The sequence below is a fragment of the Pseudomonas sp. S32 genome, from assembly GCF_016648095.1.
Classification (GTDB): Bacteria; Pseudomonadota; Gammaproteobacteria; order Pseudomonadales; family Pseudomonadaceae; genus Aquipseudomonas; species Aquipseudomonas parafulva.
Genome location: NZ_JACVVF010000025.1, coordinates 37,406 through 56,169 on the forward strand (window position 1 = coordinate 37,406; position 18,764 = coordinate 56,169).

The 18,764-nt window shown below is 64.1% G+C and carries 15 protein-coding genes; 7 read left to right on the forward strand and 8 right to left on the reverse strand.

Going from position 1 to position 18,764, the window contains the following annotated elements; all coding sequences use genetic code 11:
* The first annotated feature begins 114 nt into the window (after positions 1 to 114).
* Positions 115 to 894: a TSUP family transporter gene (locus tag IAE38_RS15160; RefSeq protein WP_028632330.1), complete on the forward strand. Its 780-nt coding sequence runs from the start codon at positions 115 to 117 to the stop codon at positions 892 to 894.
* Here IAE38_RS15160 and nudC read toward each other — a convergent pair.
* A complete protein-coding gene (gene nudC / locus IAE38_RS15165; protein WP_201218169.1) occupies positions 862 to 1,692 on the reverse strand; it encodes an NAD(+) diphosphatase in 831 nt (276 codons plus the stop codon). The two genes, IAE38_RS15160 and nudC, sit on opposite strands and share 33 nt — an antisense overlap.
* Positions 1,693 to 1,726: 34 nt before the next feature.
* On the reverse strand, positions 1,727 to 2,539 hold the full coding sequence (locus tag IAE38_RS15170; RefSeq protein WP_201164491.1) for a crotonase/enoyl-CoA hydratase family protein: 813 nt from the start codon (positions 2,537 to 2,539) through the stop codon (positions 1,727 to 1,729).
* A 162-nt stretch (positions 2,540 to 2,701) separates the two neighbouring features.
* On the opposite strand from IAE38_RS15170, the gene IAE38_RS15175 reads away from it, so the two are divergent.
* Positions 2,702 to 3,262, forward strand: a complete 561-nt coding sequence (locus IAE38_RS15175; protein ID WP_060482929.1) for a lipocalin family protein — start codon at positions 2,702 to 2,704, stop codon at positions 3,260 to 3,262.
* 39 nt (positions 3,263 to 3,301) lie between these two features.
* Complete coding sequence (locus IAE38_RS15180) at positions 3,302 to 4,261, forward strand: MBL fold metallo-hydrolase (protein WP_201218171.1); 960 nt, start codon at positions 3,302 to 3,304, stop codon at positions 4,259 to 4,261.
* Here the strand turns inward: IAE38_RS15180 and IAE38_RS15185 are convergent, their stop codons facing one another.
* Positions 4,262 to 5,545 (reverse strand): Zn-dependent hydrolase, encoded by a 1,284-nt coding sequence (locus tag IAE38_RS15185; RefSeq protein ID WP_201218172.1) that lies wholly within the window; start codon positions 5,543 to 5,545, stop codon positions 4,262 to 4,264. It abuts the gene before it with no gap.
* A 55-nt stretch (positions 5,546 to 5,600) separates the two neighbouring features.
* Complete coding sequence (locus IAE38_RS15190; protein ID WP_201218173.1) at positions 5,601 to 7,091, reverse strand: NCS1 family nucleobase:cation symporter-1; 1,491 nt, start codon at positions 7,089 to 7,091, stop codon at positions 5,601 to 5,603.
* Between the two features lie 336 nt (positions 7,092 to 7,427).
* Between IAE38_RS15190 and hydA the strand changes: the two genes are divergently transcribed.
* The 3 genes from hydA to preA are packed head-to-tail and all read left to right on the forward strand — an operon-like array spanning position 7,428 to position 11,566.
* On the forward strand, positions 7,428 to 8,867 hold the full coding sequence (gene hydA / locus IAE38_RS15195; protein ID WP_201218174.1) for a dihydropyrimidinase: 1,440 nt from the start codon (positions 7,428 to 7,430) through the stop codon (positions 8,865 to 8,867).
* 57 nt (positions 8,868 to 8,924) lie between these two features.
* Positions 8,925 to 10,292: an NAD(P)-dependent oxidoreductase gene (locus IAE38_RS15200; RefSeq protein ID WP_201218176.1), complete on the forward strand. Its 1,368-nt coding sequence runs from the start codon at positions 8,925 to 8,927 to the stop codon at positions 10,290 to 10,292.
* Positions 10,292 to 11,566: an NAD-dependent dihydropyrimidine dehydrogenase subunit PreA gene (gene preA, locus IAE38_RS15205; protein WP_201218177.1), complete on the forward strand. Its 1,275-nt coding sequence runs from the start codon at positions 10,292 to 10,294 to the stop codon at positions 11,564 to 11,566. The genes IAE38_RS15200 and preA overlap by 1 nt, the downstream gene beginning before the upstream one ends.
* Before the next feature lie 15 nt (positions 11,567 to 11,581).
* Here the strand turns inward: preA and IAE38_RS15210 are convergent, their stop codons facing one another.
* The 4 genes from IAE38_RS15210 to gnd all read right to left on the reverse strand — a co-directional run bounded on the left by IAE38_RS15210 (position 11,582) and on the right by gnd (position 16,593).
* On the reverse strand, positions 11,582 to 12,202 hold the full coding sequence (locus IAE38_RS15210; RefSeq protein ID WP_060482923.1) for a TetR/AcrR family transcriptional regulator: 621 nt from the start codon (positions 12,200 to 12,202) through the stop codon (positions 11,582 to 11,584).
* Positions 12,203 to 12,277: 75 nt separating this feature from the next.
* Positions 12,278 to 14,074: a glycoside hydrolase family 15 protein gene (locus IAE38_RS15215; RefSeq protein WP_201164484.1), complete on the reverse strand. Its 1,797-nt coding sequence runs from the start codon at positions 14,072 to 14,074 to the stop codon at positions 12,278 to 12,280.
* 30 nt (positions 14,075 to 14,104) lie between these two features.
* Positions 14,105 to 15,613 carry a glucose-6-phosphate dehydrogenase gene (gene zwf / locus IAE38_RS15220; protein ID WP_201164483.1) on the reverse strand — a complete coding sequence of 503 codons (1,509 nt, stop codon included), beginning with the start codon at positions 15,611 to 15,613 and terminating at the stop codon, positions 14,105 to 14,107.
* Positions 15,610 to 16,593, reverse strand: a complete 984-nt coding sequence (gene gnd, locus IAE38_RS15225; RefSeq protein ID WP_201218178.1) for a phosphogluconate dehydrogenase (NAD(+)-dependent, decarboxylating) — start codon at positions 16,591 to 16,593, stop codon at positions 15,610 to 15,612. The genes zwf and gnd overlap by 4 nt, the downstream gene beginning before the upstream one ends.
* A gap of 603 nt (positions 16,594 to 17,196) precedes the next feature.
* On the opposite strand from gnd, the gene glgA reads away from it, so the two are divergent.
* The gene (gene glgA, locus IAE38_RS15230; protein WP_060482920.1) at positions 17,197 to 18,759 is read left to right on the forward strand and encodes a glycogen synthase GlgA; all 1,563 of its coding nucleotides are present in this window, start codon (positions 17,197 to 17,199) and stop codon (positions 18,757 to 18,759) included.
* Positions 18,760 to 18,764: the final 5 nt, after the last annotated feature.

Sequence of the window (18,764 nt, forward strand, 5' to 3'; positions counted from 1 at the left end):
GGTGTGTGTTCTGCAAGGCACTCGGCACTGGCACCGGCCCCTTCACGGCATTACCATGGGCTGCTTCGCACGCGGCTTGTTGTCGCACCCAGCCTCCCTGCCTGCCAGAACGCCATGCCCTTCGAGCTCACCGTTGAACCCCTCACCCTACTGATCCTGGTCCTGGTTGCCTTTGTCGCCGGTTTCATCGATGCCATCGCCGGCGGTGGCGGCCTGCTGACCACCCCCGCCCTGCTCACGGCTGGCATGCCGCCGCACCTGGTGCTGGGCACCAACAAGCTCAGTTCCACATTTGGCTCTGCCACGGCGGGGTTCACCTACTACCGGCGCAAGCTGTTCCACCCGGTGCAATGGCGGCGGGCATTGCTCGGCACCTTGGTCGGGGCGCTGCTGGGCGCAGTGGTGGCCCACTACATGCCGGCCGAATGGCTGAACAAGATGCTGCCAGTGATCGTGTTTGCCTGCGGCATCTACCTGCTGTTCGGCGGCACGCCCAAGGCGCCGCTGGATGCCGAAGCGCCAATCAGCAAGAAGTGGCAGGCGCCGCAGGGCCTGGCCCTGGGCTTCTACGACGGCGTTGCCGGCCCCGGCACCGGGGCATTCTGGACGGTGAGTACACTGCTGCTGTACCCCATCGACCTGGTGCGTGCCAGCGGCGTGGCCCGCAGCATGAACTTCGTCAGCAACATCGCAGCGCTGACGGTGTTCGTGTTGTCCGGGCAGGTGGATTACATCGTGGGCCTGTGCATGGGCCTGTCGGTGATGGTCGGCGCGTTCTTTGGTGCGCGCACCGCCATCAGCGGGGGCAGCAAGTTCATCCGCCCCGTGTTCATCACCGTGGTGCTGGCGCTGACCGTGCGCCTAGCGTGGCAGCACTGGTTCGGGCAGGCCTAACCGCCGCGCCACGTACAGGTCGATGAGGTGGCGGGCGATGGAGCGGCCCGCCGGCAGCGGTGGCAGGTGGTGCACACTGAACCACTGCGCATCCTCGATTTCATCAGGCTGCATCACGATGTCGCCACCGGCGTACTCGGCGTGAAAACCCAGCATCATCGAGTGGGGAAATGGCCAGCACTGGCTGCCCACGTACTGGATGTTCTTCACCTGCACCGCCACTTCTTCGTGTACCTCGCGCACCAGGCAATCCTCGGCCGACTCGCCGGGCTCGGCGAAACCTGCCAGGGTGCTGTATACGCCGGCCACAAAGCGCGGGGAGCGTGCCAGCAGGATCTCATCGCCACGGGTCACCAGCACGATCATGCTCGGTGAAATACGCGGGTAGCTGCGCAGGTCGCAGGCCGTACAGTGCATGGCCCGCTCCCAGCGGATTTGCGTCATGGCCTGGCCGCAGCTGCCGCAGAACCGGTGTTCCCGCGCCCAGGTGCCAATCTGTGCGGCATAGCCCAGCACCTTGTAGGTGTCGAAATCACCCTCCAGCATGAACGCACGCAAGCTGCGCCAGCTGCAGCCTGGCAGGGCCGCTGCGCTGTGCAGCTCCAGCAGGAACACTGGCTGGCCGTCGAAATGGCCGATGCCGTGTTCACACAGCACGTCCAGGCCCTGGCGTTTCAGCCAGTCCCGGGGGAACATTGCCCCCTCGTCGGCCACCAGAAACCCTTCCGGGCTACGGGCCACTGCCAGGCCGCCGGTGATCTGGGGGTCGAGTACTGCAGTGGTCCAGCGTGCTGACATATCAGGGTTCCTGTAAGGCGCGTCCCCCGGGTTGTCAGTCGGTGAACGTCGGTTTCTGTTTGCTCATGTGCGCTGCCATCGCCAGCCGAAGGTCTTCGGACTGCAGCATCGCAGCGTTCCAGGTAGCGATGTAGTCGAGGCCGTCGTCAACGCGGTGGTCACGCATGTAGCTGAGCAGGTGCTTGGTACCGGCCACGGCAATGGGCGATTTTGCGGCAATGTCCCGGGCCATGGCAAAAACCCCGTCCAGCAGGGTAGCAGCGTCATCGTACACGCGGTTCACCAGGCCAATGCGCAGCGCCTCGTCAGCCTCCACATTGCGCCCGGTGTAGGCCAGCTCTCGCATCATGCCGTCGCTGATGATACGTGGCAAACGTTGCAGCGTGCCGACATCGGCCGCCATGCCCATGTCGATTTCCTTGATGGAAAACTGCGCGTCAGCGCTGCAATAGCGCATGTCGCAGGCTGATATCAGGTCGATGGCCCCGCCGATGCAGTAGCCCTGCACCGCCGCCAGTACCGGCTTGCGGCATTGGTCCACCGCATTGAACGAAGCCTGCATGCGCAGGATGGTCTTGCGCAACAGCCGCGCATTGCGCCCCACATCCTTGCCCAGCTGGCCCGCCACCGACGCCAGTAGCGCCAGGTCGATGCCGGCAGAAAAGTGCTTGCCGGCGCCACTGATGACCACCACCCGTATGGCATCGGTGTCGTCCACCCACTGGAAGATATCGATGATCTCCTCCCAGAATGCCGCATTCATGGCATTGAGCTTTTCAGGCCGGTTGATCTGGACGTGTGCGATGTTGTCGATCAGTTCGACCTTGAACGCGCTGTATTCGGCCATGGGCGACACTCCTGTGGGTATAAGGCGATGCCATCGATGGTAACCCAGGCAGGTGGCTGCACGTCTGCCAAAACCGGGACTGGTGCATCGTGCGATTGCGCACAACTTTTGCTCGCGCCTGGCATCGAAACATTCAGGCACCCAACTTCCGGGAGAAACGCAATGGCGATACGCAAGGCATTGATGCTTTCCTGCATGGCCCTGGCCCTTTACGGCTGCGCCGGCAACGATCACCCCGCCCCGCCGCGCACTCAGCAAGTGGACCTGCAACGCTACCAGGGCACCTGGTACGAACTGGCACGCCTGCCAATGTTCTTCCAGCGCAACTGCGTGCAGTCCGAGGCCCACTATGCCCTGCGCACCGATGGCCGCATCGACGTCACCAACCGCTGCAAGGAGAAGGACGGCGAGTGGAACGAGGCCAAGGGCATTGCCGAGGCCCAGCAGGCTGGCAGTACCGACAAGCTGTGGGTACGCTTCGACAACTGGTTCAGCCGCCTGGCACCGGACCTGACCAAGGGCGAGTACTGGGTGCTGTACCACGACAAGGACTACCGCGTGGCGCTGGTAGGCCACCCGAACCGGGAATACCTGTGGCTGCTGTCACGCACCCCCGCCATCCCCGACCAGACCCGCGACCAGTTGCTGGGCATCGCCCGTGAACAGGGTTACGACACCAGCAAGCTGGTGTGGCGCCAGGCTGATACCAAGGCCATGAACTGAACACCGCCCCGGCATAAGCCGGCCATCACAGGAGTAAGAATGGACCTGCTGTTTCTCGGCACTTCGGCCGGAGTGCCGACCAAGGCCCGCAATGTCAGCGCCACAGCGCTGCTCGAAACCACGGGCAGAGGCTGGTACCTGGTGGACTGTGGTGAAGGTACCCAGCACCGCCTGCTGCACACGCCGTTGTCCGCCCAGGACCTGGCAGGCATTTTCATCACCCATGTGCATGGCGATCATTGCCTGGGCCTGCCCGGCCTGTTGTCCAGTGCAAGCATGAATGGCCGGCGCGATCCCCTGGACGTGGTGTTGCCTGAGGCGCTGCACCCTTGGCTGCGCCTGAGCCTTGCGGCCACCGACAGCCACCTGTCTTTCGAGCTGCGGCTACTGGCGGTGGAAGGTTTCGAGGGTTGGCAGAACGGCACGGTCAAGGTCACCACCGTCGCGCTCTCCCATCGAGTGCCCAGTGTGGGGTATGTATTCGACGAAGTGTGTCCGCAGCCGCGCCTGAACACCGACCGCCTGGACGCCGAAGGCATCCCGCGCGGCCCTCTCTGGGGGGATCTGGCAAAGGGCCTGCCTGTGCAGCATGGTGAACGTGCGCTGGATGCCGCCGATTACCTCAGCCCGGGCCGTGCACCGCGTCGGGTCATCATCTGCGGGGATAACGATACCCCCGACTTGCTGGCAGGGGTGGCAGCCGATGCCGACGTACTGGTGCACGAGGCCACGTTCACCCAGCCGGCGGTGGAGCGCACAGGGGTTACCTACGGCCACAGCACCGCCGCTGATGTGGCGCACATGGCCGAGAGCGCCGGCGTCCGAAACCTGGTGCTGACGCACTTCAGCGCCCGCTACCAGGCAGACCCCCAACGCAGCCCCTCCATCGACGACGTACGCCACGAAGCCCAGGCGCATTATCGCGGCAACCTGACCTTGGCCGCCGACCTGCAGCGCTATCACTTGGGGCGCGATGGCTTGCTGGTGCCAGCATCCTGACTAGGCCGCCAGCTGCGCCTTGGCCACCGCCTGGGAAGCCGCCAGCATCGCTCGCAGCAACACCGCACAGCCCGCAGCCAAGTCCTCCGCCGTGGCGTTCTCGATTTCGTTGTGGCTGATGCCATTCTCGCAGGGCACGAAGATCATCCCTGCCGGGCCTAGCTCTGCCAGGAAGATCGCGTCGTGCCCCGCCCCGCTGACGATGTCCATGTGCGGCAAACCCAACGCCTCGGCCGACTGGCGCACCGCGTCGACACAACCTTTGTCGAAGTACAAGGCCGGGAAGTCTGCCGTAGGCACCAGCTCATGGGCCAGGCCATGGGTGGCACAGGTGGCCTCGATCACCCCGCGCACTTCAGCAATCATCGCATCCAGCCGTTCACCCTCAAGGTGCCGGAAGTCCAGGGTCATGCGCACCTCCCCAGGTATCACGTTGCGCGAGCCCGGGTACGCCTGCAGACAACCCACTGTGCCGCAGGCGTGGGGCTGGTGAGCCAGCGCGGTACGGTTCACCGCCTGCACCACGGCCGCCGCACCTACCAGGGCGTCCTTGCGCAGGTGCATGGGGGTGGGGCCGGCATGCGCTTCGACCCCGCGCAAGGTCAGGTCGAACCACTTCTGGCCCAGCGCCCCCAGCACCACACCGATGGTTTTGGCCTGGTCTTCCAGAATCGGGCCTTGTTCGATATGTGCCTCGAAGTACGCACCCACCGGGTGGCCGGTCACGCTGCGGGGCCCGGCATAGCCTATGGCACCCAGGGCCTCGCCGACGCTTGTGCCCTGGGCATCACGCTTGGCCAACGTGTCAGCCAGGCTGAATTTACCGGCGAACACGCCTGAGCCCATCATGCACGGCGCAAAACGCGAGCCCTCTTCGTTGGTCCACACTACCACCTCCAGCGGCGCCTCGGTTTCCACGCCCAGGTCGTTGAGGGTGCGGATCACCTCCAGGCCAGCCATCACCCCAAAGCAGCCATCGAACTTGCCACCAGTGGGCTGCGTATCGATGTGGCTGCCCGTCATCACCGGTGGCAGCGCCGGGTTGCGCCCGGGGCGGCGGGCAAACAGGTTGCCTACACCATCGATGCTGACCGTGCACCCGGCCTCTTCGCACCACTGCACGAACAGGTCCCGGGCCTGGCGGTCCAGGTCGGTCAGGGCCAGGCGGCAGACACCGCCTTTTGCAGTGGCCCCCAGGCGGGCCAGGTCCATCAGCGATTGCCACAGGCGTGCGCTGTCGACGTGCTGGTCAGTGCTTTGCAGAATGTCTTGGGCTGGGTTCACGGGTTCATCCTCAGGCATTGTTGTGATCGTGGCGCACGGCGTGTGTGTGCCGGCTTCAAGGCAACGGCTTGGCCACCCGCGCAGGGCTGCGGGCGGCCAGCCCGGCGAACAGGTAATACAAGGCGGCCCCGAGCAACGACCCGGTGAACCAGCCATAGTCGTAGAACCAGCTGAAGCGGCTGTTGCCGATGGCCATCACGGTCAATGCCACCGGCACGCCGAAGGCGGCAAACCCGGCCCAGTTCCAGGCCGGGTAAACGTCGTCACGGTACAGCCCGGCCAGGTCCAGCTGCTGGCGACGCACCAGGAAGTAGTCCACCACCATGATGCCGGCAATCGGCCCCAGCAGGCTGGAGTAGCCCAGCAGCCAATTGGAATACACGCTTTCAAGGCTGAGGTCGGAAACAATCAAGCCCAGCTTCTTCAGCAACTCGTGGCCCATCAGGGCCAAGCCGATGAAGCCGGTAAGCCATACCGCCCGGCTGCGGCCAATCAAACGCGGGGCAATGTTCTGGAAGTCGTTGGTGGGCGAGACGATGTTCGCCGCCGTGTTGGTCGACAGAGTGGCTATCACGATCAGCGCCATGGCCAGGGCCACCCAGAACGGGCTGTGGATCTTGCCGATCAGGCTGACCGGGTCCGACACGGTTTCGCCCACCAGCGACGCGGAAGCCGCCGTGAGTACCACGCCCAATGACGCAAACAGGAACATGGTCAGCGGCAAACCGAAAATCTGCCCCAGAATCTGGTCCTTCTGGCTGCGTGCATAGCGGCTGAAATCCGGTATGTTCAGCGACAGCGTGGCCCAGAAACCGACCATGGCGGTAAGCCCGGCGCAGAAGTACCCGACCATGCTCGCCCCCTCAGGGCGCTTGGGCGGCTGGGCCAGCAGTTCGGTCATCGACATGTGCGGCAGTGCCCATACCAGCAGGCCCAGGCCCACCGCCACCAGTAACGGCGCCGAGAGGGTTTCGAGCCACTTGATCGACTCGGCACCGCGCAGCACCACCCACAGGTTCAGGCACCAGAAAATCATGAAGCCGATCACCTCGCCGGTGCCGCCCAGGGCCTTCCAGCCCTCGAACACCGAGCCCAGGAACAGGTGGATGGCCAGCCCGCCGAACAAGGTCTGGATGCCGAACCAGCCGCAGGCCACCACCGCCCGCACCAGGCACGGTACATTCGAACCCAACACACCAAACGACGAGCGCAGCAGTACCGGGAACGGGATACCGTACTTTGTCCCGGGGAACGCATTGAGCGTCAGCGGAATCAGCACGATCAGGTTGGCCAACAGGATGGCCATCAACGCTTCGCCCACGCTAAGGCCAAAATAGGCCGTGAGCACACCCCCGAGTGTATAGGTAGGCACACACACCGACATGCCGACCCACAGTGCAGTGATGTGCCATTTGTTCCAGGTGCGCTGGTGCACCTTGGTAGGTGCGATGTCGGCGTTGTAGCGCGGGCTGTCGAGTACATCGCTGCCCTCGCACAGCTCGAACAGGCCATTTTGCTCGACCACTTGCGATCTGCTCTGTTGCATGGGGCATTCTCCAGATTTGTTGTAGTTGTTTGCTCATCGGGCTAATGCGATGGCCGGAGTACACACGCTGAATGTGGTTAAAATCTTGACCAGATCTGTATCTTGTCAAGTCAGTCAATGTCCTCTGAAACCCGCATGCTAGACCGCGAAATAATTATTTGTTGTTTACTTTCAACAACTTAAAAACCACAAAATTCGTGGGAATTATTTCTTGCTGAATGCGCAATCAGCATCTAGCCTCGATTCTTGTCAGGCCTGACAGGATCAAACCCTGCCAGGCCTGCCCCGACAATTCCAAGAACCGGCCAAGACCGGTCAGCCTGCGAGGAAGACGGTATGCCCCTGTTGATCCGTGGCGCCACCGTGGTTACCCACGAAGAAAGCTACCCCGCCGATGTGCTATGTGCCGAGGGCCTGATCCAGGCCATCGGCCAAGACCTTGAAGCGCCCACCGACTGCGAAGTACTCGATGGCAGCGGCCAGTACCTGATGCCCGGCGGCATCGACCCGCACACCCACATGCAACTGCCGTTCATGGGCACGGTGGCCAGCGAAGACTTCTTCAGCGGCACCGCTGCCGGGCTCGCGGGCGGTACCACGTCCATCATTGATTTCGTCATCCCCAACCCTCAGCAATCGCTGCTGGAGGCCTTCCACACCTGGCGCGGCTGGGCACAGAAAAGCGCCAGCGACTATGGCTTCCACGTCGCCATCACCTGGTGGAGCGAGCAGATGGCCGAAGAAATGGGCGAACTGGTGAGCCAGCATGGGGTAAACAGCTTCAAGCACTTCATGGCGTACAAGAACGCGATCATGGCCGCCGACGACACCTTGGTGGCCAGCTTCGAGCGCTGCCTGCAACTGGGCGCGGTGCCCACCGTGCATGCCGAAAACGGCGAGCTGGTGTACCACCTGCAGAAAAAACTGCTGGCCCAAGGCATGACCGGGCCCGAAGCGCACCCGCTGTCGCGCCCCTCCCAGGTTGAGGGAGAAGCGGCAAGCCGAGCCATCCGCATCGCCGAAACCCTGGGCACCCCGCTGTACCTCGTGCACATCTCCAGCCGCGAGGCCCTGGACGAAATCACCTATGCGCGCAGCAAGGGCCAACCGGTCTACGGTGAAGTGCTGCCGGGCCATCTGCTGCTGGATGACAGTGTGTACCGCGACCCCGACTGGGCGACCGCCGCCGGCTACGTGATGAGCCCGCCGTTCCGCCCACGCGAACACCAGGAGGCCCTGTGGCACGGCCTGCAGTCTGGCAACCTGCACACCACGGCCACCGACCATTGCTGCTTCTGCGCCGAGCAGAAAGCCATGGGGCGGGATGACTTCAGCCGCATCCCCAATGGCACTGCGGGCATCGAGGACCGCATGGCCGTGTTGTGGGATGCCGGGGTGAACAGCGGGCGCCTGTCCATGCACGAGTTCGTCGCGCTGACCTCCACCAACACGGCGAAAATCTTCAACCTGTTCCCCCGCAAGGGCGCCGTGCGCGTGGGGGCTGACGCCGACCTGGTGCTATGGGACCCGCACGGCACCCGCACCCTCTCGGCCAAGACCCACCACCAGCGCGTGGACTTCAACATCTTCGAAGGGCGCACGGTACGTGGCATACCCAGCCACACCATCAGCCAGGGCAAGGTGGTGTGGGCCAATGGTGACCTGCGCGCCGAAGCCGGGGCGGGCCGTTACGTGCAGCGCCCAGCGTACCCGTCGGTGTACGAGGTACTGGAACGTCGGGCCGAGCATCAGCGCCCAACACCCGTGCAGCGCTGAGCACCTGCCACGCAACCCTCGCGTTGTCTGCACTCATAAAAAAAAGAGGCTACCACCGTGATCGATCCCCTGAGCCATCTGCCGCGCCCCCAGGCCCGTGCAGACCAGCTGGCCGAGCGCTTCAGCGACCTGGCCCCACCCCTCACCGCCCGCCAGGCCGCCGTAGAAAGCGCGCGCTGCCTGTACTGCTACGACGCCCCGTGCATCAATGCCTGCCCCAGTGAAATCGACATCCCGTCGTTCATCCACCGTATCAGCGACGAGAACCTCCAGGGGGCGGCCCAGCGCATTCTCTCGGCCAACATCCTCGGCGGCAGTTGCGCCCGCGTATGCCCTACCGAAATTCTCTGCCAGCAGGCCTGCGTGCGGAACAATGCCCAGGAATGCGCACCCGTATTGATCGGCCAGTTGCAACGCTATGCACTGGATAACGCGCACTTCACAGAACACCCGTTTCGGCGCTCACCGGCCACCGGCAAACGGATCGCCGTGGTCGGTGCCGGCCCGGCTGGGCTGTCGTGCGCCCATCGCCTCGCTCTGCATGGGCACGAGGTGGTGGTGTTTGAAGCCAGTGACAAGCCAGGCGGCCTGAACGAATACGGCATCGCCCGCTACAAGCTGGTGGACGACTATGCCCAGCGTGAAGTGGCATTTCTGCTGGGCATTGGCGGTATCGAAATCCGCCACGGCCAGCGCCTGGGCGGCAACCTCAGCCTGGCCAGCCTGCGAAAGCAGTACGACGCGGTGTTCCTGGGCCTGGGCCTGAATGCCGTGCGCGACTTGGGCCTGCCGGATGAACATGCCCCAGGGCTGCTGCCAGCTACCCACTACATCCGCGAACTGCGCCAGGCCGATGACCTGAGCCAGTTGCCCCTGGCCGACCGCTGCCTGGTGATCGGCGCCGGCAACACCGCCATCGACATGGCCGTGCAAATGAGCCGCCTGGGTGCACGCGACGTCAACCTGGTGTACCGCCGTGGCCACGCCGACATGGGCGCCACGGACCACGAGCAGGCCATCGCCAAGGCCAACCAGGTGCGCCTGCACACCTGGGCACGCCCCGACACCGTGCTGCTGGACGAAGCCGGGCAGGTGCGCGGCATGCGCTTTGCCCGCACCGCCCTGGCAGAGGGCCGCCTGAGCGACACGGGCGAAACCTTCGAACTGGCCGCCGACGCCATTTTCAAGGCCATCGGCCAGGGCTTCGATAATGCCAGCCTGGTCGACCCGGCCGCCGCCCAGCTGGCACGCGAGGGGGAGCGCATTCGGGTAGACGCGCACATGCGCACCAGCCTGCCGGGCGTGTATGCCGGCGGCGACTGCACCGCGCTGGGCCAGGACCTCACCGTGCAGGCAGTGCAACACGGCAAGCTGGCGGCTGAAGCCATCCATGCCCAACTGATGACCAACGTGGAGGCTGCGTAATGGCTGACCTGTCGATCGAATTTGCCGGCATCAAGGCACCCAACCCCTTCTGGCTGGCGTCAGCGCCGCCTACCGACAAAGCCTATAACGTGGTACGGGCCTTCGAGGCGGGCTGGGGCGGCGTGGTGTGGAAGACCCTGGGCGAAGACCCTGCTGCGGTGAACGTGTCGTCGCGCTACTCGGCGCACTACGGCGCCAACCGCGTGGTGCAAGGCATCAACAATATCGAGCTGATCACCGACCGCTCGCTGGAAATCAACCTGCGTGAAATCACCCAGGTAAAGCGCGACTGGCCTGACCGGGCGCTGATCGTGTCGCTGATGGTGCCGTGCGAAGAAAACGCCTGGAAATTCATTTTGCCCCTGGTGGAAGCCACCGGTGCAGATGGGATCGAGCTGAACTTCGGCTGCCCCCACGGCATGCCCGAACGCGGCATGGGCGCCGCGGTGGGCCAGGTGCCGGAGTACGTGGAAATGGTCACGCGCTGGTGCAAGGCCTACTGCTCGCTACCCGTGATCGTCAAGCTCACGCCCAACATCACCGACATCCGCCAGTCGGCACGCGCCGCGCACCGGGGCGGGGCCGATGCGGTGTCGTTGATCAACACCATCAACTCCATCACCAGCGTCGACCTGGAGCGCATGGTGGCCCACCCCATCGTTGGCGACCAGAGCACCCACGGCGGCTATTGCGGGTCGGCGGTAAAGCCGATTGCCCTGAACATGGTGGCAGAGATCGCCCGCGACCCGGCGACCCACGGCCTGCCCATCTGCGGCATTGGGGGCATTGGCAGTTGGCGGGATGCCGCCGAGTTCATCGCCCTGGGCAGCGGCGCGGTGCAAGTGTGCACGGCGGCGATGCTGCATGGCTTTCGCATCGTGGAAGACATGAAGGACGGGCTGGCGCGCTGGATGGACCAGCACGGGCATCGCGACCTGGACGCATTCCGTGGCCAGGCGGTGGGGCACACCACTGACTGGAAGTACCTGGACATCAACTACAAGTCCATTGCCCACATCGACCCGCAAACCTGCATTGGCTGTGGCCGCTGCCACATCGCCTGCGAAGACACATCACACCAGGCGATCGCCAGCACCCTTGCAGCGGATGGCACCCATGTTTACCAGGTGATCGAGGAAGAATGCGTGGGCTGCAACCTGTGCCAGATCACCTGCCCGGTGCAGGACTGCATCGAGATGGTGGCCCAGGACACCGGCAAGCCCTACCTGAACTGGACCCAGGACCCACGCAACCCCTACCGCGAGGCCAGTTGAGGCCAAGCCTGCGCATCAGGGCTCCAGGCCGATGCCCCGCAGGATCACGCAGGTCACTGTCTGCACCGCGCTTTCAAAGGCGCGGTCAGACAGCGGCTTGCCGCCGTTGAGCAGGGTTACCTGGAAACCGAAGTCCGCATAGTGCTGGGTGGAAGCCCAGATCATGTACAGCAGCGCAGACGGCTCCACCGGCTGAATGCGCCCCTCTTCTACCCAACGGCGGATCTTGGCCTCCTTCAGCCGCGCCCAGGGCACCAGGCTTTCGCTGAGGTTGATGCCCAGCACCGGGGCACCGTGCAGCATCTCCTCGGCCCAGATTCGCGAACCCAGCGGCCGCGACCGGGAATGGCCCATCTTCGCCCGTATGTAACTGGTCAGCACCACACGCGGGTCATCGAAATGCTCGAAGCACTGGGCGTCCTGCTTCCATTCCTCCAGCAAGTCTTGCAGCACGGCACGGAACAGCTCGTCCTTGGTGGTGAAGTAGTAGTGCAGGTTGGAACGCGGCAGCCCGGCCTGCTCGGCGATGTCGCCCATGGAGGTGCCGCCGTAGCCCTGCTCGGCGAACACTTTTTCCGCCGCTTGCAGAATTTTTTGCACGTTACGCCGGCGTATCTCGATCTTGTGGTTGGCCATCAGCCCACTGCCATCTGAAGGTAATACGCAAGGTTACCCCATGTAGGGCGATAGGCCGCAAAGCGGCCACGTCTGCTACCCACACCTCGCCCTGTCCCGCGCCGGACACTGTGCCCGGTGCAAGTTGATGGCCGTATTGATAATGCCGATATGGCTGAACGCCTGCGGGAAGTTACCCAGCATGCGCTGGTCGGCCGGGTCGTACTGCTCGGCCAGCAGCCCCACGTCATTGCACAGGCCGGTCAGCCGCTCATACAGCGCCTGCGCTTCAGCCTGGCGCCCCAACAGCACATACACATCCGCCAGCCAGAACGAACACACCAGGAACGTGCCCTCGCCTGCAGTCAGGCCGTCACCGCAGCTGTCGGTGTCATAGCGCAGCAGCAGGCCGTTTTTCAGCAGGCGCTGCTCGATCTGCTCCAGCGTGCGCAGAAAACGTGGGTCCTCTGCGGGCAGGAAGCCGGTCAGGGCAATGTGCAACAGGCTGGCGTCCATTTCGGCAGAACCATACGCCTGGACGAAGTGACTGCCCCCGGCATCCAGGCCCTGCTCGCACACCTCCTGGTGGATCTGGTCGGCCACCTGGCGGTAATGGCGGGCCTGTTCGCGGCCTTCTTCCGTGGTTTCGGCGAGCCCGGCGGCACGGTCGAACGCCACCCAGGCCATGACCTTGGAGTGCACAAAGTGCTGCCGACCGCCGCGCACTTCCCAGATGCCTTCATCCGGGTCACGCCAGATGCTTTCGAGGTACGGCAGGATCAGCCGGGCGATGGCGGCACTGCGTGGGTGCCGAGGCAGCCCGCCGCGAATGGCCTGGCTCATGGCGTCGGCCAGCTCGCCATAGATGTCCAGCTGGGTTTGCGCCGATGCCGCGTTGCCTACGCGCACCGGCTGGGAGTGCTCGTAACCGGCCAGCCACGGCAGGGTGTACTCCTGCAAGTCCCGTTCACCGGCCAGGCCGTACATGATCTGCATCTGCTCGGGGTTGCCGGCCACCGAGCGCAGCAACCATTCGCGCCACGCCTGCGCCTCTTCGAAGTAACCCAGGTTCATGAACGCCAGCAAGGTCATGGTGGCATCGCGCAGCCAGCAGAAGCGGTAGTCCCAGTTACGCTCCCCGCCCAGGCGCTCGGGCAGTGAGGTGGTCACTGCGGCGACGATGCCCCCGGTAGGTGCGTAGGTCATGGCCTTGAGCACCAGCAACGAGCGGCGCACCAGCGCGGTGTACGGCCCCACCTCCGGGCAACGGAAAGCAAAGGTTTCCCACTGGTCCACCGTGTCCTTGAGCGAGGCGTCGACATCATGGTCGGGCTGCACCGGCAGGTGCGACAGCTGGTGGCGCAGGCTGAAGACCTGCCGCTCGCCAGCGCCCACCCGGAACCGCGCACCGGTGTGGTGATCGCGGGCGTGTGGCGGCACGCTGGTCGCCAGGATCAACCGGTCCGGCCCGGCCACGGCGCTGAGGGTAAGGGGCGCCAGGCGCTCGACCCAGGGCACCGTGCGCCCGTAGTCGAAGCGCATCACCAGGTCCATCTCGAAGTTGATTTCGCCGCTGATGCCCTCGACGATGCGCACCACCGAATTGACCTCACCCAGCGGCATGAAGTCCAGCACACGGGCACGCCCGGTGGCCGTTACCCAGGTGGTTTCCAGCACCAGCGTGTCGTCCAGGTAGCGCCGGCTGCAGTGCTCCACGGGGTCGCACGGCGCCAGGCGCCACCGGCCGTTTTCTTCGTTGCCCAGCAGCGCCGCGAACACCGCAGGGGCATCGAAACGCGGCAGGCACAGCCAGTCGATCGAGCCGTCCTTGCTGACCAGGGCAGCACTGCGGCAGTTGCCCAGCAGGGCGTAGTCTTCAATATGAGCGGGCATTGAGGCTCCTGTGTGTGATTGCTGTTGGGCTCAACCCAAGCGGTGCCACTCGCGCTTGTCGCGGACGAGCAACTCATTGCCCGCTTCGGGCCCATCTTCCCCTGCCGCGTAATCGTGCACCTCGCCGCCCGCTGCCCAGGCATCCAGAAACGGCTGCACCGCCCGCCAGCCGTTCTCGATGTTGTCGGCGCGCTGGAACAACGTCTGGTCGCCGGTGAGGCAGTCGTAGATCAACGTTTCGTAGCCGGTGGCAGGGGTCATCTTGAAGTAGTCCTTGTAGGCAAAGCCCAGCTCCACGTTCTCCATCACCAGCTCGGGGCCAGGGCGTTTGGCCTGCAGGTCGAACCACATGCCCTCGTTGGGCTGGATCTGGATTTTCAGGTAGTTGGGCTTGGGCCGCTCCAGCTCCGACTCTCGGAACTGGGCATAAGGCGCAGGCTTGAAGCAGATGGCGATTTCGGTGTCACGCACGCTCATGCGTTTGCCCGTGCGCAGGTAGAACGGCACACCCGCCCAGCGCCAGTTGTCGATCATCACCTTCAGCGCGACGAAGGTCTCGGTCTGGCTATCCTCGGCAACGTTCTCCTCCTGGCGGTACCCGGCAATCTGCTTGCGCCCCTGCTTGCCAGCCACGTACTGGCCACGCACGGAGTTCTTCAATGCCATCTTGGTGGACCAGGGCCGGATGGCACCGATGACCTTGGCTTTTTCGCCGCGCACGGCGTCCGCGGCAAATGCGGCAGGCGGCTCCATGGCAACCATTGCCAGCAGCTGGAACAGGTGGTTGGGTACCATGTCACGCAACGCGCCAGTGCTGTCGTAGAAGGCCCCCCGGGTTTCTACACCCACGGTTTCAGCCGCCGTGATCTGGATGTGATCGATGTAGTGGTTGTTCCAGAACGATTCGAACAGGCCGTTGGAAAACCGGCTGACCATGATGTTCTGCACCGTTTCCTTGCCCAGGAAGTGGTCGATGCGGTAGATCTGCCGCTCGTCCATTACCTTCAACAGGCAGGCATTGAGCGCCTGGGCGCTGGCCAGGTCGGTGCCGAAGGGTTTTTCCACCACCAGGCGGCGAAAACCACCGCCCGATTCATCCAGCAGGCCCGCCTCACCCAGCCGCTGGGCCACTTCGGGGAAAAAGCGCGGTGAGGTGGCGAGGTAGAAAATGGCGTTGCCGTGGCGGGTCTTGTTGACCCGCTCGGCAATGGCCTGGTACGTGGCCGGGTCCATGAAATCGCCGGTCTGGTAGTCCAGGCGTTTGGCCAGGCCGGCCCAGAGGGTTTCGTCCAGGCTGGCAGGCGCACCTTCACCGCCCTTGTCGCGCTCGGCGATGAAGGTGTGCAGGCGTTCGGCAAATTCCTCGGCGGTGGCAGTGTTGTGGTCCACGCCCACAATGCGCAGGTTGCGGTCCAACAGGCCGTCACGGCTGAGGTTGTACAGCGCCGGCATCAGCAGGCGCTTTACCAGGTCGCCATTGGCGCCAAACAGAAACAGGGTGCACGGTGGGGCAGCGGGAGTTTTCTGTTTTTTGCTCATTCAGGTTTTTTCTCGACGTGGCCACCAAACCCCAGGCGCATGGCCGAGAGCACTTTGTCACCGTAGGTACCCTGTTGCTGCCGGGAGCGGAACCGTGCGAACAGCGCGCTGGACAGCACCGGCACCGGCACCGCCTGCTCCACTGCGGCATCGACCGTCCAGCGCCCTTCGCCGCTGTCCGACACCGAGCCGCTGAACTGGGCAAGCTGAGGGTCGGCCGCCAGCGCATCGGCGGTGAGGTCCAGCAGCCAGGACGTCACCACGCTGCCGCGTCGCCACACTTCGGCAATTTCCGCAACGTTCAGGTCGAAGCGCTGGTCCTCGGGCAATTCGGTACCGCCCTTGCTGCGCAGCAGGTCGAAGCCTTCGGCATAGGCCTGCATCAGCCCGTACTCGATGCCGTTATGCACCATTTTCACGTAGTGCCCGGCGCCAGGCGGGCCAGCGTGGATGTAACCGTGCTCGGCACGCTGGTGTTCACCGCTCAGGCCATGGGTACGCGGGATTTCACCCACGCCAGGGGCGAGCGCCAGAAACAGCGGTTCCAGCCGCTCGAACACGTCCTTTTCGCCGCCAATCATCATGCAGTAGCCACGCTCCAGCCCCCACACGCCACCGGACGTGCCCACGTCCAGGTAATGCAGCCCGCGCGTGGCCAGCTCGGCGGCGCGGCGCATGTCGTCCTTGTAGAAGGTGTTGCCGCCGTCGATGATCGCATCCCCCGGTTCCAGCAGGTCGGCAAGCTGGGCGATGGTCTGTTCGGTAGGCTCGCCTGCCGGCAACATCACCCACACCGCACGGGGTGCCTGCAGTTGTGCCACCAATGCGCCCAGGTCGTGGGCAGCCTGGCTGCCCTCACCTTCCAGCGCGGTAACGGCATCCAGGTTGCGGTCGTGCACCACGGTGTGGTGGCCGGCGCGCGTCAGCCGCCTTGCGATATTGCCGCCCATGCGGCCTAGCCCGACGATTCCCAATTGCATGAGCCGATGCTCCCCTTCTGGATTCTGGAATGGATGACGACAGTTCAGCCTTTCAGATTAGTCCAGCGCGCTGCGCGAGGGTTCAGCGACGAACGGCACACAGCTATGCGCCGCTTCACGGACCACCCAGCATTATCACGCACCATCACAGTGCAGCCATGATGTTCAGTGCACCGCAGCTTGCCCTCGGATGGGCCGCGCACAGGCCCGCTTGCGCAAGCGGCGCAAGCGCCAACGTTTGCGTCTGGCACGGGGCCTGAGAATAGTGACCAGCGGGTCACATTTGTCACATTTTCTACCCTACACTCGATTGTCGGCCCAGCTTTTGCTGGAGGTGTAAGTGACGAAAATAAGTCGAACTTTCACGAAAGCCGGCAGGTCAGGAAATAAGTAGGCCAGAGGGATGGGTATCTCCCCCCATTCGGCCCACCCACCCCAGACAGTCCATTTGCCTTTCGGCCGGAATGCCGATTGAGCCGCGCTCGTGCGCATGACCCAGGGGCATGGAATGCAGTACGCAGAATTCGGAAACAGAGAGAATCACATATACGTAATACGGCCGCGTTATCAGCACCCGGCCAAGCTTAGGGATGGAGAGAAAGAATGATCAGTGCCGCTGTCGAGCCTCATGTAGCTACCTTGTTCACCACGGACCATCGCGAACCGCTCATCCCGGAGCTCCCCCCGGCAGGCAAGGCACCCGGCGCCCAGCGCCAGAACAACCCGAACAAGCGCAAGGTGCTGTTCGTGACTTCGGAAATCGCCGACCTGGTGAAGACCGGCGGCCTGGGTGACGTCTCCGCCGCCCTGCCCCGCGCCCTGGCGCACCTGCATGATGTACGGGTGCTGATCCCCGGCTACCCCCAGGTGATGGACAGCGACAACCCCATTCATATCGTGGGTGAACTGGGCGGCCACGCGGCCCTGCCCCCCTGCAAGATCGGGCGCATGGACCTGCCCGACGGCCTGGTGATCTATGTGCTGATCTGCCCTGAGCTGTACCAGCGCCCCGGTACCCCGTACGCTGCCGAAAACGGCCGCGACTGGCCGGACAACCATATCCGTTTCGCCCGCCTGGGCCTGGCCGCCGCCGAAATTGCCGCCGGTGAAGGCATGATCCACTGGAAGCCCGAGCTGGTACATGCCCACGACTGGCCTGCCGGTTTGGCGCCTGCCTACATGCACTGGCGCGGCCTGAGCACCCCTACCCTGTTCACCATCCACAACCTGGCCTACCAGGGCGTGTACAGCCGTGCCTGCAGCCCGGAACTGGCGATCCCCGACCACGCCATGCAGCAGGAAGGCATGGAGTTCTACGGCAAGCTGTCGTTCCTGAAGGCAGGCCTGGCTTACTCCAGCCACATCACCACCGTCAGCGCCACCTACGCCCAGGAGATCACCACGCCGGAGTTTGGCTGCGGCCTGGATGGCTTCTTGGCCAGCAAGGCCCAGCAGGGGCTGCTGGGGGGTATCCCCAACGGTATCGATGACAGCTGGGATGCCGCCACCGACACCTACCTGCAGCACAACTTCAGCCTCAACGACTGGGACGGCAAGGCGCGCAACGCCGAGGCGGTGCGTGAACTGTTCGAACTGGAACCTTCCGAAGGGCCGTTGTTTGCCGTGGTGTCGCGCCTGGTCTACCAGAAAGGCCTGGACCTGACCTTGGGTGTTGCCGAATACATTGTCGAGCAAGGCGGCCAGATCGCGATCATCGGCCGCGGCGAGCCCGAAGAAGAGCAGGCCATGCGCGAGCTGGCCCTGCGCCACCCGGGCCGTATCGGGGTACGCATCGGCTTCAACGAAACCGATGCTCGGCGCATGTTCGCCGGCAGCGACTTCTTGCTCATGCCGTCGCGCTACGAGCCCTGCGGCCTGAGCCAGATGTATGCCCAGCGCTTTGGCTCGCTGCCAGTAGCCCGCAACACCGGCGGCCTGGCCGACACCATCGAGAACGGTGTTACTGGCTTCCTGTTCAATGAATCGACCGTCGAAAGCTACCGCGAAGCGCTGAGCCGCGCCTTCTACATCTACCAGAAGAAGGACCTGCTCAACGCCATGCGCTGCCTGTCGATGACGCAGCCATTCAACTGGTGCCAAGCCGTTGAACCCTATGCGCGCCTTTACGAGGACCTGGTCAAGCAGGCTCACCTGGCTTATTACTGAAAAAG

Bases quoted from the DNA above. Each gene is read 5' to 3' on its own strand.
- preA (WP_201218177.1), top strand. From the start codon at position 10,292: ATGGCTGACCTGTCGATCGAATTTGCCGGCATCAAGGCACCCAACCCC.
- glgA (WP_060482920.1), top strand. From the start codon at position 17,197: ATGATCAGTGCCGCTGTCGAGCCTCATGTAGCTACCTTGTTCACCACG.
- IAE38_RS15160 (WP_028632330.1), top strand. From the start codon at position 115: ATGCCCTTCGAGCTCACCGTTGAACCCCTCACCCTACTGATCCTGGTC.
- gnd (WP_201218178.1), bottom strand. From the start codon at position 16,593: ATGCAATTGGGAATCGTCGGGCTAGGCCGCATGGGCGGCAATATCGCA.
- zwf (WP_201164483.1), bottom strand. From the start codon at position 15,613: ATGAGCAAAAAACAGAAAACTCCCGCTGCCCCACCGTGCACCCTGTTT.
- IAE38_RS15210 (WP_060482923.1), bottom strand. From the start codon at position 12,202: ATGGCCAACCACAAGATCGAGATACGCCGGCGTAACGTGCAAAAAATT.
- IAE38_RS15170 (WP_201164491.1), bottom strand. From the start codon at position 2,539: ATGGCCGAATACAGCGCGTTCAAGGTCGAACTGATCGACAACATCGCA.
- IAE38_RS15190 (WP_201218173.1), bottom strand. From the start codon at position 7,091: ATGCAACAGAGCAGATCGCAAGTGGTCGAGCAAAATGGCCTGTTCGAG.
- nudC (WP_201218169.1), bottom strand. From the start codon at position 1,692: ATGTCAGCACGCTGGACCACTGCAGTACTCGACCCCCAGATCACCGGC.
- IAE38_RS15180 (WP_201218171.1), top strand. From the start codon at position 3,302: ATGGACCTGCTGTTTCTCGGCACTTCGGCCGGAGTGCCGACCAAGGCC.
- IAE38_RS15175 (WP_060482929.1), top strand. From the start codon at position 2,702: ATGGCGATACGCAAGGCATTGATGCTTTCCTGCATGGCCCTGGCCCTT.
- IAE38_RS15215 (WP_201164484.1), bottom strand. From the start codon at position 14,074: ATGCCCGCTCATATTGAAGACTACGCCCTGCTGGGCAACTGCCGCAGT.
- hydA (WP_201218174.1), top strand. From the start codon at position 7,428: ATGCCCCTGTTGATCCGTGGCGCCACCGTGGTTACCCACGAAGAAAGC.